The following is a 13,147-nucleotide window of genomic DNA, read 5'->3' as shown; positions in this document are numbered from 1 at the left end:
GGCCCGCGCCGGGTGGCGCGGGCCCGCTGGGTTCGGGATGTCAGTGTCAGGTGTCAGAAGGCGTCACGGCCCGGTGTCAGGTCCGCGTGACACCGCGCCTGCCTAAGGGGTTGGGTGTCAGGCGGCCGTGACATGTCAGGGGTGTCAGGCGGCCGTCAGGGCGGGGACGATGCGCCACCGGCCGGTGGTGTTCGTCGGCTCCAGACGGCCCTCCACAGCGGCTTCCTTCAGCCTCGCGGACACCCACGGGCGGGAGAGGTTGTTGCGGTCGCACCAGTCGGTGAAGTCCTTCGGGCCGACGACCATACGGCCCTCAGCCTCGAACTGGGCGAGCGCGTCGGCGAAGAGGCGCCGGGCCTCCTCCGGGGACGGCTTGTGGCCCGTCTCCTGGCCGAACAGCGGCGCGTCGTCGCCCGGCTGGGAGCCGGGGAGTTCAGCGTCCGGGTCGATGTCCGTGTCTTCCGGGTCCACGAGCATGCCGCCTGCCATCTCGTCCTCCTCCGCGGTGGCCGTGACCGCCTGCTCGCCCTCCGGAGCGGTCCGCCCGGTGTAGAGCCGCCCGGCCACGCCGGACGCCGCTTGCGCGGTGATCGGGTCGGCGCCGGCGCCGTTGCGCTGGGTCCAGGTAGCGAGCATTTCCATGACGGGCACGGCCCGGGCGGTGAACCGCCAGGTGCGGCCCGGGGAGGGATAGCGGGACTCATCGATGCCGGGGCTGACCACGTAGCAGTAGCCCGGCCGCCGGTTGCCCCACGCGCCGGGGTGGGCGCCTGCGGCCAGTACCTCGTCCGGCAGCGAGAACCCCTCGTCGCGCGGGTCGCAGCCCAGCGCGATCACGGACGGCAGGGAGGCACGGGTGCTGGTGCTCATCTGGTCGTACGAGGGGCGTTGGAGCGAGACGACCAATGCGATACCTGCGGAGCGGGCTTCCTGAGCGATGCCGGTGAACGCGTCGTCGCCCAGTGCCCGCAGCGTGTTGGCGGCTTCCTCCATCCACGCCACCAGGAACGGCATGCCCGCGCACCCACACGCCCGGCCGTCCTCCCGGCAGGTGTGCTTGGTGCTGTTCTGCACCTGCGCACACCCGGGCACCCACTGGCGGTAGCCGTGGTCACCCAGCCAACGCGTGCGTGCCGGGATGGCGGCCTTGACTGCCTCCACCAGGACTTCGGTGTCCGTGCCACCCTCCACACCCCAGTCCAGCCCTGGGCGCAGGGGCGCGAAGTCCTGGAACGCCTTGGGGTCGGACAGCCACACGATGACGTCCTTACGGGACAGGATCTCGGTCAGCAGGTTGAGCGCGGTGTCGCCCTTACCCGAGCCGGTCCCGCCCGCGATGAGCACGTGCGTTGAGTTGCGGTTGGCGCCCGGGTCTCCGGGAAGCCAGAGCTGGAGCGGGGCGCCGTCGTCGTAGCGGCCGATGACCAGCGGGTCGGCGATGGAGCCGCCTGCGTTGGAGGGGCCAGGCCATTCCACGACCTCCTCCAGCATGTCCTCCGGCACCACGACCAGTTCCCCGCGTCGCGCCGACCCTGCGTCGGGCAGGTACCGAACAGCGGACGTGGGCAGGTCCAGCGCGGACGCGATCCGCGCCAGGCTCTTGGCGACGTCCTCGTTGGTCTGCTCGCCCGGCTCCAGCGCGATGGGTGCGGTGACCCGGTTCGGCTCCACCTTGGCCGTGCCGATCTTCGCCTTCGCCAGGCCGACCTTCTCCAGCAGACCGCTGTCCGAGCCTTCCCCGGCCGCATCGGGGTTACGGCGCATGACGATGCGCACGTTCCACGACAGGGCCAGACCGGGCCCGCCCATCAGAAACAGGTCGTCTATCGGTCCCGTGGTCGGGCCCGCCAAGCAGGCGGCGGTCACCCAAGCCGAGCCCGCGGCCACGGTGATGGCTGAGTGAAGACGGCGCTGCGCGCTGGTCGAGCGGGCCACCCACCACGTGGTGCCGGTCAACGCCACTGAAGCCAGCGTCAGGCCGACGCCGGCGCCCGCACTGTCCGCCCACCGCAGATGACCGAGAGCTCCGGCCAGACCGCTGCCAGCCACTCCGAGCCACGGAGGCAGATGGGGCTTGGCCCGGTGCATCAGGTACTTGCCGATGCCCCCGGCGTCCGAAGACCCACGGAGGTGCAATTCATGCTGCTGTTCGCTGTTCCGCTCAGCCATCGCAGAACCTCCTTACTGCTGGGCCCAGTTCATCTGTGGAACCTGGGGACGGCGGGCACGGTGACGGACGCGGTTGATCTCCTCCTCGAACTCCTGCTGGAACGCGGAGTACGTGGCTGCAGCGTTCTTGGCGGCGTCCCTCAGGGCGTCCGCGGACTTCTGCATCTTGCGGGCCACCTTCTGTGCCCGCAGTCGGGACCCGAACGGCCTGCCGTCCGGGTCCGGCACGGCGGCCAGCACGCCCTTGAGAATCTCGGCTCCCATTGCCACCTCGATGGACAGCGTCACGGCCGCCGCGCGCAGGCTGTTGCAGTAGTTCCGCACCTGTGCCGGAGAGGTGAACTCCGGCGCGGGCAGCAGGGTCTCTCCGTGCGCTCGACCGCCGTTCCCGTTCGCTGCGGCCTGCTTGTTGACCGTGACGTTGATGGGCGGGGTGAAGGCCCCGCCCATCGCGCCGACGAATCCGCCTGCGGCGGCTCCGGCGTTGGCGAACTTGTTCGACTTGTCCGAGCCGTCGGCTCCCGTGGTGGTTCCCATGAATCCTCCTTGGTCAGTTCGAGTGGCGCGCGATCAGCCACGTGGTCTGAGCAGCGACGAAGGTGAGCAGCCACCACACCTCCAGCGGACCGGCCAGCGGCCCGAACCCAGCGGCCAGCGCCGCCCAGGCGCCGGCGGCTGTGGCCAGCAGCGCGAACGCGACGCGCCAGCACACTGCGCGGGCAGCAGCCGGACGACGGCGCTGAACGAGCGCCAGCCACACCAGCGGCCCCACGGCCGCGGGGACGAGCGCCAGGCCGGACCACCACGCCAGGGCGTGCAGCAGCGTGGCCACGAGGAACACGCCGACCGCGATCCCGAGCGGGGCGAGCGCCCCGCGGTGCCGCCAGACCAGATCAGCGGTCGCCCCGAGCGCGAGGCGCGTCAGCGAGGGCCGCTCGGGCACCACGACGACGAACGGGTCTGAGCGCCGTCCGGAACGCCGCTGTCGCGGAATACGGATGGCTGAGGCCCCAGCAGGCACCTTCACGGTGCTGGGACCGGTACGAGCGGGCATTGTTTCCCCCTTGGCAGGTTGGAGTGAGTCAGGCGGCGTGCTGTTCGTCGACGGGATAGGCGCACGGAATGCACATCCCGAGCGAGGTGGGGATCACGTATCCCGCGTCCTGGCGGCAGACCGGGCAAGTACGGCGCGCGAGCATCGCCAGCGCCAGAGCGCCCCATTTGCGGGAGGTCATCCGCCGTACGGGCTTGGCCTCGTCGATGCGGTAAAGGAAGGCCACGGCGACGCCGGACTTCCGGCCGCGGGAGCGGCGCATCACCTGGGCCTGTACCGGCTGACCACCCGGCCGTAAGCCGCGCGCCCGCAGCTGGCGGCGCGTGGCCATTCCCTCCGGCGCGAGGCGCCACGGATAGGTGGGTACGCCCCAGCGAGCGCCGCTGGGGTCGTAGCACTTGCCGAACGCGGCCGACATCAGGCGGCCTTGTCCAGAGCGGCACGGTCGACGGCCAGGCGCGCGAACGCCTCCTCCAGCTCCGGCGCCTCCATCAGGTGCCGCTGCTCGGCAGCGCGGCCCGCGTCACGTTCGGCTCGGAGCGTGTCGCGCAGCTCCCGGGCCTTTGCGGCGGAGGTGCGTACGGTCTGACGGATGCCTTCGGCGGTCAGGTCGGAGTCCTTCCACCCGGACGTAGCCGACCGTGCCTCCTCCAGCAGCTCAGCCGGAGTGCGCTTCGGTCGGGGTGAGCGAGCCGACTGCGGTACGCGGCCGATGGCGGATCGGGAACGAGTCGACTCCGCGGCAACGGTGGTTCGGGCGGCCTCGTTGTCGTCCGACTCGCGGTCGACGGGTGCCAGGTCGGTTGCCGGGGCTGGATCGACTACGGGGCAGGCCGGTCGGGTGTCGGTGTCGTCCCGGTCAGGGGTCGACTGATTGATGCCGCTATCGGGTGTTTTGCTACTCGTGGTGAAGGGCTGCGGTCGGTGGTGCAGCACCTTGGCCACCAGATCGGACCCGAAGTAGATGGAGCCGACCGGCAGCGAGGTGGCCAAGAGGACCAACAGCCAGTTGGCCGGGTCCCAGTCGGCGAGTCGCCCCCAGTCGACCGACTCGTCATGCAGGCCGGGCACCAGTCCGTGCACATAGTTCAGAGCCAGCGAGGCGAGCGTGTAGGTCGCCAGCACGCGCAGTGCGAACCGCTTGTCGGCCCGCTCGGTCAACGTCAGTGTGGCCACGAGCGCGAGCGCCATCAGGCCGTCCACCACGAACGGGTAGAGGGTCGCGGCGGTCGCATCCGCACCGACGGCGCGGGCCACGTCGCTGAGCGCGTTCCAGGACACGCGGAACGCCATCCCGACGACGGCGACCAGCGCCACAACCAGCAGCGCCTTACCAAACCGGGTCATGCCGCCACCCCCGTCCGCGACCGGAACCGGCGCGCGGCACCCGAAGAGGGCAGAGGGATGAGGTTGAAGACGCCCGCGTCCTCCAATGCCCGCGTGGCCGCCCGCACGGCGCGGTCGGGGAGGTCGGGGTTCTCGGTGAGGATGTCGCGGGCCGCATCCAGGCGGGCCGCGCGCTCCTCGTCGCTCTCGTCGGGGGAGCCGAGCCAGAGTTCCAGCGGGGTGCCCAGCGCCAGTTCCACGAAGTCTTCGGGCGTATGGACCCGGTGGCCGCCAACGTAGGCGTGCATGATCTCTCCTGCTTGTCGAAGGGACGAGAAGCCGGACCGGCCACGATTTCTTGGCGAGAGGGCGGCCGGTCCGGGGAAAACGGAGGAGCGGTCAGGCCAGGTGTGCGCCTGCCGTGTCCACGAAGTGGTCGTGCAACGCCAGCGCGGTACTCCGAGCGGCCTGTAGAGCTTCGGTGTTGGCGGCGTCGCGCATGGCGTAGGTGGCATGCGTGGCCGCCAGCGCAGCAGCGCGCACCTCCTCGTCGGAGATGAGCAACCGCATCCGCACCGACGGGTCGGTGATGCCGCTACGGGTGCGGTGCGACTCGTCCCGCAGCTCCTGTACGCGCTCGTCGGGCTTGCCGGCCAACTGCGCGTCCCGCACTTCCCACATGGCGCGGCGGTGGTCGCTCAGCGCCACGGCGAGCGCAGTGACCGCGTTCATCCGATCGCGACGGAGCTGTTCTGTTCGAGCGTTGGTGCGGTCGGCACGTGCAGCACGGTGCTGAAGGAGTCCAGAGACCAATGCGCCGGCGAGCGTGCCGAGTACGGCGAGAAGGCTTGCCCACATGACAGTTCCTTCCGGCCGCTCAGCGACCGCTCTTGGCGCGGGCGTTGTCCTCGCTGCGCTTGGTCGCCTCAGCGGCCTTCCGCGACAGCTCAGCTCGTTCGGCCTCTGTCAGACTGGTGATCACAGGTGACCTCCTACTCAGGTGCCTGTATGCGCCGCTCGGAGCTGCAACTCCGGGCGGCGCGCTTTGTTTGGCCCTCGTTCGAGGAGCCACGGCCCCCTGACACAGCGGGGCGGTGCCGGGGACTGTGTGCGCTCGACGCACAGGACGTCTCCTTCGGGAGCGAGCTCCCGTTTCAGGCGTATGGAGACATGGCCTTCCGGCCTCAGCCCTCCGAACTGCCAAGGGGTTCGGGTCCCTCGCCCCCGTGTCTGCGCACGGGGCCTCATGACCCCCGAAGGGGCCCTCAAGGAGCTCCGTGAAGCTCCCTAGGGATATTGATACAGAGTTCCCTAGGGATGTCAACGAGGCTGAGGCAACACGCACTTGAGCAGCAAAAAAGGGAGCCCACCGGGTGGTGGGCTCCCTGAGCTGCGAGGGGCGGTGGCGGGGTGGTGGCTAACTCTCCAGGTGGTACTGCATGACGTAGACCCCTGCGTTCAGCAGCATCTGGTTGACCTCGATCGGCCGGCCGTCAGCCGTGAAAGCCGTCCGGCAGATCTCGACCACCGGCGTACCCGCGGAGACCGCGAGCAGGGCCGTTTCCTCCTGGCTCGGCATGCGGGCCCTGAGCTCTTCCGAGAACCGGACCGGCTCCAGGCCGAGGTCTGCGAGCCGCCGATAGATGCCGCCTTCACCAGGGTCCGGCTGTGCGATGGGCGAGTCGCGGACCTGTTTCGCCGGCAGGTAGGAGGTGGCCTGCTGTACCGGCTCGCCTTCCACCAGGTAGCGGCGACTCCGGACGATGACGGGCTCGCCCTCGCTCAGCTCCAGCAGCCTGGCTACCTGCCGCGGAGCCTCCGACTCGTAGACCTGGAGGTCAGAGACGGTGTACTCACGGTCGCCCAGGTCGGCATCCCAGATGGACTTGCCGGCGCCCCAGCCGTCCTTTGCCAGTCGCTTGTTCGCCACGCGGGGGATCGGACGGAACTCCCGGACGTACGTCCCACTGCCCCGCCGACGGACGGCCAGCCCCTCGTCCACGAGCAGCGTCAGCGCACGGCGGGCCGTCTCCTTGGCCACGCCGTAGTCCCTGACCAGGGCAGGTTCGCCGGGCAGGCGGTCGCCCGGCGTCAGCTCCCCCGAGCTGATACGCGCCCGCAGATCATCCGCGATCTGCCTAGCCGTCTCTGCCATCGAACATCCTCACTTCCCTAGGGTGGCGCACCTCCAACAGTGACACACCCGGAGCGAAAGTGAAGGGTGGGGCCGGACAGCGAAGTACTTCCCCGTTAGCAGCAGCTGCGCACACATCCGGCACGTCGGGTAGGTGATGAATGCAGACAATGTTCCGCTCAAGAGCCTGCTGTGTTCGGGCCCTCAGGATCGGATCGGGGAAGACGGCGTTCCTCCCGCTGGCGCGTCTCTCGCCGTTCCAACGCTTGACGCATCTCTCGCCCCTCTGCAGTCATAGTGGCGAGATGGGGCTGGAGGGCATCGTCCAATGTCATAGTTGAAGGATCAGGCCCAAAAGCACTGACCTCCATAGTGGCCTGCCGACCACTTGGAACGTGCAGTACGCCACGCACGAACACCGGCCGTCTCTCTGTGTGGTACTGGGAAGCTCGCCTGTAGCTCTCCCAATCCAGGTCGAAATTAACGTTGCGTACCCGTCCCTGGATTGCAGACTTAATCGTCACGCGACCAGTCCCGTCATTCGGGTACGCCATGAGATTGACGATAATTCCGAAAATTACCTGCTCTTCAACTCGCTCCGACGATTTGAGCTGCTCGGCAATTTCCCTCACCGTGAACTCAGTCTCCCTGGGGAAGACTACTTTATCCGTCAGTCCAATAGGGGGAGTAGCCGCCGGAGCCCACTGGAATGTGACGTCGTAGTTCTCAACGTGCCCGGTGGTCAACACGCTGGAGATAGCATCGCACAGCTCACGGGAAACGCCTTCCGCCACTGCGTCATTGATTTCCGAAGTGGTGGGCATACTGTCCCGGGTTACTGCGATTTCCTCAAGCACTTCTAGAGCGTGGGCCATGGTGGTAACCACGCGGCGATCAAATCTAGATTCTTCAACTTCAATGTCGAGGCTCGGCTGCACTTCGAGTCCTTCGTTGAACTCGTAGATCTCGGGAACTGCGGCAGAGGTAATTATGGGGAGAATGTACGAGCCAGTCATGGTGTGACCCAAGCGTACGTTCTTGGCATGGTTGATCGCCCGCCTCGGCATGTTTCTGCCGAAGTTTCCCTGCCGAAAAAGAGTAGACCCTGCCGAGGCTGTAACCAATCTTTTGGCGGACTCGAATAAGGCGATTCCAGCACGCATGGGGATGGTGTCGTTAATTTCATCTTCGCTAGCAGCGCGCAGCTTGGTGATATCCAGGAACTGGCGAGCAATATCTTCCCGTACGTGGGCAGGGTCCCTTCCTTCGTGGCGCCCCACCTCGACAGTAAGATTGCGAATCATCGGTTCAAAATCTGGGGCATTCGAGTTTTTCGGCACCATGATGCGAACCGAATCTTCATCAGTCGGCTGCCAGATCTCTGCCAGAGGTCCACGCATAACCGGGTGCCAAGAAGCACGCGTTAGGTAACTCGCAGCTTCAGCGAAACCAATATTCATCGCATTCACGCCACAGTCACCGCCTGTGCCCCATGCATCAGGCGATGCATTGCGTGATTGAACATCTCCTCGAACCCGGTTAGGTCGATTCTCTGCTCCATGGGCAGATGTATCGCCTTGGAAGTCTTATTTTCCACAGGGGGAGAGTCTTGAATTTTTGCCCAGTACCCGGCGCAGCGCAGTATTAGCTCATCCTCGCTATGCAACATCCAGTCCTCAAGACCGGGAGGCACCACCACCAATCCGAGAAATCCAACCGATGTGCGGGTGCAGGCTCGCAACTTGTCATAGGTTGGAATATCTAAGTTATAGGTATATGCGGATCCCTGTGCAGAAATCTTCGGACTGTAGGTGCATTTCATTTGAAGCTCGAATGTTAAGCCATCTGCTCGTTTTACTGAAAGGTCAACGCCATCTTTGTCTACCTCCCATTTACCCAACGTGTAGCCACCCATCGTCGCGAGCGCTGCGACATAGGCCAGACTGATCTGTTCCTGCTGCCAGCTATCAGCCCGAATCACGGCCCCCCCTCGCTTCGAGGCGAAAGGTACTACCGGCAAAGATTCGGCACCAGAGGGCGTGACTCATCCGTGCGGCGCTGCCCGGGGCGCGCGTCTGAGTTGAGCGAGCTATGCCAGAGTCGGCAGACGGGCTGAGCCTCTCCTGAGCCACCTGCCACGTTCATGATCTTTCAGGGAAGTACGCCGTACTGCCTGTATCCCGAGCCAGGAGCCAGGCGAACGCGTAGATCGGAACGAAGAACACAGCAAGAAGGATGCCTCCGGCCGCCGCCAGCACATACTCGGTCCGTCTCTCGGAGCTGGCTTCCCGGGTCGCCCGGAGACCGCTGGCAGCTAGGACGATGATCACTAGCAGCGCAGACCACGTGTAACCGCACTGCACCAAGATTGAGAAGGAAGCCACCACGGTCGACGGCGCACGCCATTCCAACGCACGGGTGAGGTCCCCAGCCATCTGCCTCGGCTTTGGCAGTGCCAGGAGTCCGATCGAGAGTGGGAAACCAGCAACAGTGGCCAGGAGTTCGGACCGTTCGGCTACCCAACTCCCGGTGGGTGCCGTCCAGCCCGACGGGATCGCCAGCCAGTCGCACACGACCGCCGCTCCAGCGATTGGCGTACCGCCGTGCCCGACCCCGAACAGCGCTCCCAGTGCCGCCAACGATGCCATGGCCCGATAGAGCACTGGAACGAAGTTCAGAGCACGGGCTTCCTTGAACACGTTGTGCACCCTGCTGGACGGGGCTGAGATGAAGCCGATGTGCTGCGCTTGAACCGCGGGGCCCTTGACGTGACCGTCCACCCTGTTGTTGATGAATCGGGGTTCTTCTTCCATGGGGGAGAAGGTATGCGCGGATATCAAAAAACGCGTCACGTCGTCTGTCGAGGGAGGCTGCCGGGCCCGCGAACTGGGCGGCGCGAGCCGCGCGGGAAGGCGTGGTCAGCAACCTGCCTGGTCTCAGATGCGGTCTCGATAGCCCCTCGTTCCGTCTTCATCTGCCGTCGTCCGCCGCAGTTCACGAGCGCTCCTGACCAGTGCGAGGGAGCCGGACGTGGACCGTCGCGGACAACCCCGGACCATGATCGGACAACTCGTAATGCGTAGGTCAAGGGTTCGATTCCCTTAGGCGGCTCCACCGAAGCCCAGGTCACATTTGATGTGGCCTGGGCTTTTTCGTGCGGTGGGCCGTATTGGCGGCCTCTTCGGGGAGCGCAGGAGCGCAGGGCGCGCCGCGGGCGCCGTTGCCGGAACAGCGCTCGCGGCGCGGTTGCCCGCCCTTGCCCGAGGGTGTCTCAGGTCGTCGGGTCCCAGAGGCCGTCGGCTTCGCCGCGGGCGAGGTGCTCGGCGTAGATGTCGACCTTCCAGGCGATGACGGACCGGCACTCCTCCAGGGCCTGGATCTGTGCGTCGACGCGCTGTCGGTGGGTGTCGAGGAGTTGAAGGCGTTCCGCTTCGTTGCCGGGGCCGTGGCGTACCAGTTCGGCGAAGTGTTTGAGGTCGGCGAGCGGCATGCCGGATTCGCGGAGTCTGACGCAGATCTGCAGCCATTCGACATCGGAGGAGGTGTAGCGCCGGCGGCCGCCCGAGGTGCGCTGGACCGGTCCGACGAGCAGGCCCTCGCGCTCGTAGAAGCGCAGGGCGTGCACGCTCAGTCCGGTCCGGTCGGCTACCTCGCCGATGCTCAGCGACTGCACGGCAGCTTCGCTGGTCGTCATGCCGCCCACTCCTGGAGTTGATCTAGACCTCGCTCCAGATCGTAGCGTCAGCGGCATGACCAACACTGATCAGCAGCCGCTCGGCTCGCCCTTCTCCGACTCCACCACCGCCGAGGACATCGTGGCCGGTCTCGATCTCTCCGGAAGGACGGCCGTGGTGACCGGGGGCTACTCCGGGCTCGGTCTGGAGACAACCCGGGCTCTGGCGGCCGCGGGAGCCCAGGTCATCGTTCCCGCCCGCCGCCCCGACGTGGCCCGTGCCGCTCTGCAGGAGGCGAAGAACTGCGAGGTCGTCCCCATGGATCTGGCCGACATCGACAGCGTCCGCTCGGCCTCCGCGTACATCGGCGACCGTCTCGACCGGCTCGACCTCCTGATGGCTGTCGCCGGAGTGATGGCCACCCCGGAGCGGCGCGTGGGGCCCGGCTGGGAAGGCCAGCTCACCGCCAACCACTTCGGGCACTTCGTCCTCGCCTGCGAGCTCTATCCGCTCCTGGCGGCCGCAGATGGCGCGCGGGTCGTCGTCAACAGCTCGGCCGGGCACACCCTGACCGGCATCCGCTGGCACGATCCGCACTTCCGTACCGGCTACGACAAGTGGCTGGCCTACGGCCAGGCCAAGACGGCCAACGCGTTGTTCGCCGTGCACCTCGACGCCCTCGGGAAGGGTGACGGCGTGCGGGCGTTCGCCCTCCACCCGGGCAAGATCATCACCGGGCTGCAGCGGGAGATGGCGCTCCAGGAGCAGATCGACCGTGGCTGGGTGGACGGGCAGGGCAGCGTCATCGGCGAGGGTTTCAAGTCCCCCTCCCAGGGGGCCGCCACCGGTCTGTGGGCCGCCACGTCCCCGCTCCTGGACGGCCGGGGCGGTCTCTACCTGGAGGACTGCGACGTTGCGTACGTCTCCGCTCCCGGCACCCCCATGGACGACGGCGGCGTCCGCGCGTACGCCGTCGACCCCGACGAGGCGGCCCGGCTCTGGGCGCTGTCTCTCGCCGTGACCGGCGCGACGCCGATCACCCGGTGAGCCGGGCCGTTGCATATGTCGCGCCTTGGGCCCGGGCCGTGGGATCGGAGTTCGTTGCCTGCGGCGGTAGCGGTTGGCTCACCTCGCGGCGTACGCCCTGGAGGTTCCCGTCTCTCCCGCGATGAGCGTGACCGAGTCTCTGACTGACTCCAGCGCCGCGGCCCGTTCCTGGTCGGTCATGTGGGCCGGTCCGTAGGTGATCACGGGGTTGAGGACGTGGTAGCCGACGAATTCGAGCATGCCGCGGTGGATGTGGAACAGGAAGTCCTCCATGGGGCCGAAGGTGCCCTCGGGGTGGAACGACTCGCTGGGGCCGCCGGTTGTGAGCAGCAGCATTGCCTGTTTGCCGGCGAGTGCCGCGTCGCCGAAGAGTCCGTGGTCCCCGCCGAAGACTCCGCCCATCACGAAGACCCGGTCCACCCATCCCTTGAGGATGGCGGGCAGCGAGAACCACCACATCGGGAACGACAGCACGAGCAGGTCAGCGGCGAGCAGCCGGTCGAGGTGGGCCTTGACGGTCGCGTCGAGCGTCCCGTCCTCGATGGCGCGCATCTGCGCGGCTTGCGGTTTGAAAGGGCCTTCTGCCGGTGCGAATTCCTCGCGGGCGAGGACCGGGGACCAGGCGTCGGCATAGAGGTCGAGGATGTCGACGCGGTAGCCGGTGTCGCGCAGGGCCTGGGCCGCGGTGGCCATCTGGGCGGTGCTGAACGAGTGGGGCTCGGGGTGGGCGTGAACGATCAGGGCGGTGGGGGCAGCGTCAAGCGTCGACATGAGGAGATCATATCGACGTATTGCGATGTGTCAATCAGAGGGTGGTGTTGATCGCCCGCGCCACCTGGGTCAGCCGCTCTTCATCGCGCCTGTAGTGGGTCCACTTGCCCACCCGGGTGGGACGCACGAGTCCCGCCCGCTCCAGCGTGCTCATGTAGCTGGAGACGGTCGATTGTGCGAGCCCCGACTTCGCCTGGATGTGGGTGACGCACACGCCCACGGACTGGCGGTCCGCAATCGGCTCGTACTCACGGAAGTGGGTTTCGGGGTCCTTCAGCCACTGCATGATCTGCAAACGGGCAGGGTTGCCCAGGGCCTTGAACACCTCGATCAGATCGGCCGGACCCGACCCCGCCGTCACGGCCATGAGCCGCCTCCCTCGCCAGACACTCCGACACACCACGATATCTCGATGCTTGGCGGCGGCTGCCGGGCCTCGGTCAGGTGCCCGATGCCTCGGCCGTGATCCGGTCGAACTGGGCGCCCATGGCCTCGGCCAGTGCCTTGGCGGCGGACAGCGGGCGCACCATGACCTGGAAGTCGTCGATGCGGCCGTCCTCGTCGAGGTGCAGGAAGTCGCAGCCGTCGATCTCCAGGCCGGCGACCTTGGCCTTGAAGACCAGTGCCTGATCGCGGCCGTCGGTGCTGGTGAGCTGCCGGACGTAGCGGAAGTCCTCGAAAACGCGGGCGACTCCGCGCAGGATCGCCGCGGTGATCGCCTTGCCCGGATACGGCGTGAAGGCGACGGGGCTGGTGAACACCACATCGTCGGCCAGCAGCGCCTCGATCGCCGCGTGGTCCCCGGCTTCCACGGCCTTGCGGAACGCCTCCATGATCCGGCCCCTCCGTCGTTCGTAGGCAATTTGTTGAGTAGGTGCGAGTGAGGGTATGGCGGACTGCTGGGCGTCGGCCAGAGTTTTTCGGTTTCAGTACTCAAAAAATTGATTAATTGCGTGCGCTACCATCGCAGAC

16 protein-coding genes are annotated in these 13,147 nt (G+C 67.0%); 1 reads left to right on the top strand and 15 read right to left on the bottom strand.

Annotated features, from left to right (window positions below):
• Window positions 1-144: 144 nt before the first annotated feature.
• The 12 genes from traB to ITI46_RS18585 all read right to left on the bottom strand — a co-directional run bounded on the left by traB (window position 145) and on the right by ITI46_RS18585 (window position 10,377).
• Entirely contained in the window at window positions 145-2,169 is a 2,025-nt protein-coding gene (gene traB / locus ITI46_RS18640) for a plasmid transfer protein TraB (RefSeq protein WP_209240786.1), read from the bottom strand.
• 12 nt (window positions 2,170-2,181) lie between these two features.
• Complete coding sequence (gene traA / locus ITI46_RS18635) at window positions 2,182-2,706, bottom strand: plasmid transfer protein TraA (protein ID WP_209240785.1); 525 nt, start codon at window positions 2,704-2,706, stop codon at window positions 2,182-2,184.
• Between the two features lie 13 nt (window positions 2,707-2,719).
• Complete coding sequence (locus tag ITI46_RS18630; RefSeq protein WP_209240784.1) at window positions 2,720-3,223, bottom strand: hypothetical protein; 504 nt, start codon at window positions 3,221-3,223, stop codon at window positions 2,720-2,722.
• Between the two features lie 28 nt (window positions 3,224-3,251).
• Window positions 3,252-3,641 (bottom strand): RRQRL motif-containing zinc-binding protein, encoded by a 390-nt coding sequence (locus ITI46_RS18625; RefSeq protein WP_209240783.1) that lies wholly within the window; start codon window positions 3,639-3,641, stop codon window positions 3,252-3,254.
• On the bottom strand, window positions 3,641-4,570 hold the full coding sequence (locus tag ITI46_RS18620) for a DUF2637 domain-containing protein (protein ID WP_209240782.1): 930 nt from the start codon (window positions 4,568-4,570) through the stop codon (window positions 3,641-3,643). Before ITI46_RS18620 ends, ITI46_RS18625 begins: the two co-directional genes overlap by 1 nt.
• Window positions 4,567-4,857, bottom strand: coding sequence for a hypothetical protein (locus ITI46_RS18615; protein WP_209240781.1), 291 nt, complete (start codon window positions 4,855-4,857; stop codon window positions 4,567-4,569). The genes ITI46_RS18620 and ITI46_RS18615 overlap by 4 nt, the downstream gene beginning before the upstream one ends.
• Before the next feature lie 91 nt (window positions 4,858-4,948).
• Entirely contained in the window at window positions 4,949-5,281 is a 333-nt protein-coding gene (gene kilB / locus ITI46_RS18610; RefSeq protein ID WP_307808228.1) for a plasmid transfer protein KilB, read from the bottom strand.
• Between the two features lie 685 nt (window positions 5,282-5,966).
• The gene (locus ITI46_RS18605) at window positions 5,967-6,704 is read right to left on the bottom strand and encodes a GntR family transcriptional regulator (RefSeq protein ID WP_209240779.1); all 738 of its coding nucleotides are present in this window, start codon (window positions 6,702-6,704) and stop codon (window positions 5,967-5,969) included.
• 158 nt (window positions 6,705-6,862) lie between these two features.
• Window positions 6,863-8,152 (bottom strand): hypothetical protein, encoded by a 1,290-nt coding sequence (locus ITI46_RS18600; RefSeq protein ID WP_209240778.1) that lies wholly within the window; start codon window positions 8,150-8,152, stop codon window positions 6,863-6,865.
• Window positions 8,149-8,664, bottom strand: a complete 516-nt coding sequence (locus ITI46_RS18595; protein WP_307808227.1) for a DUF4365 domain-containing protein — start codon at window positions 8,662-8,664, stop codon at window positions 8,149-8,151. Before ITI46_RS18595 ends, ITI46_RS18600 begins: the two co-directional genes overlap by 4 nt.
• Before the next feature lie 160 nt (window positions 8,665-8,824).
• The gene (locus ITI46_RS18590; RefSeq protein WP_209240777.1) at window positions 8,825-9,496 is read right to left on the bottom strand and encodes a hypothetical protein; all 672 of its coding nucleotides are present in this window, start codon (window positions 9,494-9,496) and stop codon (window positions 8,825-8,827) included.
• A 458-nt stretch (window positions 9,497-9,954) separates the two neighbouring features.
• Window positions 9,955-10,377 (bottom strand): MerR family transcriptional regulator, encoded by a 423-nt coding sequence (locus tag ITI46_RS18585; RefSeq protein ID WP_209240776.1) that lies wholly within the window; start codon window positions 10,375-10,377, stop codon window positions 9,955-9,957.
• 55 nt (window positions 10,378-10,432) lie between these two features.
• Between ITI46_RS18585 and ITI46_RS18580 the strand changes: the two genes are divergently transcribed.
• Window positions 10,433-11,404, top strand: a complete 972-nt coding sequence (locus ITI46_RS18580; RefSeq protein ID WP_209240775.1) for an SDR family NAD(P)-dependent oxidoreductase — start codon at window positions 10,433-10,435, stop codon at window positions 11,402-11,404.
• A 78-nt stretch (window positions 11,405-11,482) separates the two neighbouring features.
• On the opposite strand, the gene ITI46_RS18575 is transcribed toward ITI46_RS18580, so the two are convergent.
• From ITI46_RS18575 to ITI46_RS18565, 3 genes are all read right to left on the bottom strand, one after another.
• The gene (locus ITI46_RS18575) at window positions 11,483-12,175 is read right to left on the bottom strand and encodes an NAD(P)H-dependent oxidoreductase (protein ID WP_209240774.1); all 693 of its coding nucleotides are present in this window, start codon (window positions 12,173-12,175) and stop codon (window positions 11,483-11,485) included.
• Window positions 12,176-12,209: 34 nt separating this feature from the next.
• Complete coding sequence (locus ITI46_RS18570; RefSeq protein ID WP_209240773.1) at window positions 12,210-12,542, bottom strand: ArsR/SmtB family transcription factor; 333 nt, start codon at window positions 12,540-12,542, stop codon at window positions 12,210-12,212.
• A 73-nt stretch (window positions 12,543-12,615) separates the two neighbouring features.
• Window positions 12,616-13,008: a nuclear transport factor 2 family protein gene (locus ITI46_RS18565; protein WP_209240772.1), complete on the bottom strand. Its 393-nt coding sequence runs from the start codon at window positions 13,006-13,008 to the stop codon at window positions 12,616-12,618.
• Between the last annotated feature and the right edge of the window lie 139 nt (window positions 13,009-13,147).

The organism is Streptomyces oryzae (assembly GCF_017676365.1).
Lineage (GTDB): Bacteria > Actinomycetota > Actinomycetes > Streptomycetales > Streptomycetaceae > Streptomyces > Streptomyces oryzae.
This window is presented reverse-complemented; position numbering and strand designations above follow the sequence as displayed.

Excerpts from the sequence above, each read along its gene's own strand:
- traB (WP_209240786.1), bottom strand. The coding sequence starts at position 2,169 with ATGGCTGAGCGGAACAGCGAACAGCAGCATGAATTGCACCTCCGTGGG.
- traA (WP_209240785.1), bottom strand. The coding sequence starts at position 2,706 with ATGGGAACCACCACGGGAGCCGACGGCTCGGACAAGTCGAACAAGTTC.
- ITI46_RS18630 (WP_209240784.1), bottom strand. The coding sequence starts at position 3,223 with ATGCCCGCTCGTACCGGTCCCAGCACCGTGAAGGTGCCTGCTGGGGCC.
- ITI46_RS18625 (WP_209240783.1), bottom strand. The coding sequence starts at position 3,641 with ATGTCGGCCGCGTTCGGCAAGTGCTACGACCCCAGCGGCGCTCGCTGG.
- ITI46_RS18620 (WP_209240782.1), bottom strand. The coding sequence starts at position 4,570 with ATGACCCGGTTTGGTAAGGCGCTGCTGGTTGTGGCGCTGGTCGCCGTC.
- ITI46_RS18615 (WP_209240781.1), bottom strand. The coding sequence starts at position 4,857 with ATGCACGCCTACGTTGGCGGCCACCGGGTCCATACGCCCGAAGACTTC.
- kilB (WP_307808228.1), bottom strand. The coding sequence starts at position 5,281 with ATGAACGCGGTCACTGCGCTCGCCGTGGCGCTGAGCGACCACCGCCGC.
- ITI46_RS18605 (WP_209240779.1), bottom strand. The coding sequence starts at position 6,704 with ATGGCAGAGACGGCTAGGCAGATCGCGGATGATCTGCGGGCGCGTATC.
- ITI46_RS18590 (WP_209240777.1), bottom strand. The coding sequence starts at position 9,496 with ATGGAAGAAGAACCCCGATTCATCAACAACAGGGTGGACGGTCACGTC.
- ITI46_RS18585 (WP_209240776.1), bottom strand. The coding sequence starts at position 10,377 with ATGACGACCAGCGAAGCTGCCGTGCAGTCGCTGAGCATCGGCGAGGTA.
- ITI46_RS18580 (WP_209240775.1), top strand. The coding sequence starts at position 10,433 with ATGACCAACACTGATCAGCAGCCGCTCGGCTCGCCCTTCTCCGACTCC.
- ITI46_RS18575 (WP_209240774.1), bottom strand. The coding sequence starts at position 12,175 with ATGTCGACGCTTGACGCTGCCCCCACCGCCCTGATCGTTCACGCCCAC.
- ITI46_RS18570 (WP_209240773.1), bottom strand. The coding sequence starts at position 12,542 with ATGGCCGTGACGGCGGGGTCGGGTCCGGCCGATCTGATCGAGGTGTTC.
- ITI46_RS18565 (WP_209240772.1), bottom strand. The coding sequence starts at position 13,008 with ATGGAGGCGTTCCGCAAGGCCGTGGAAGCCGGGGACCACGCGGCGATC.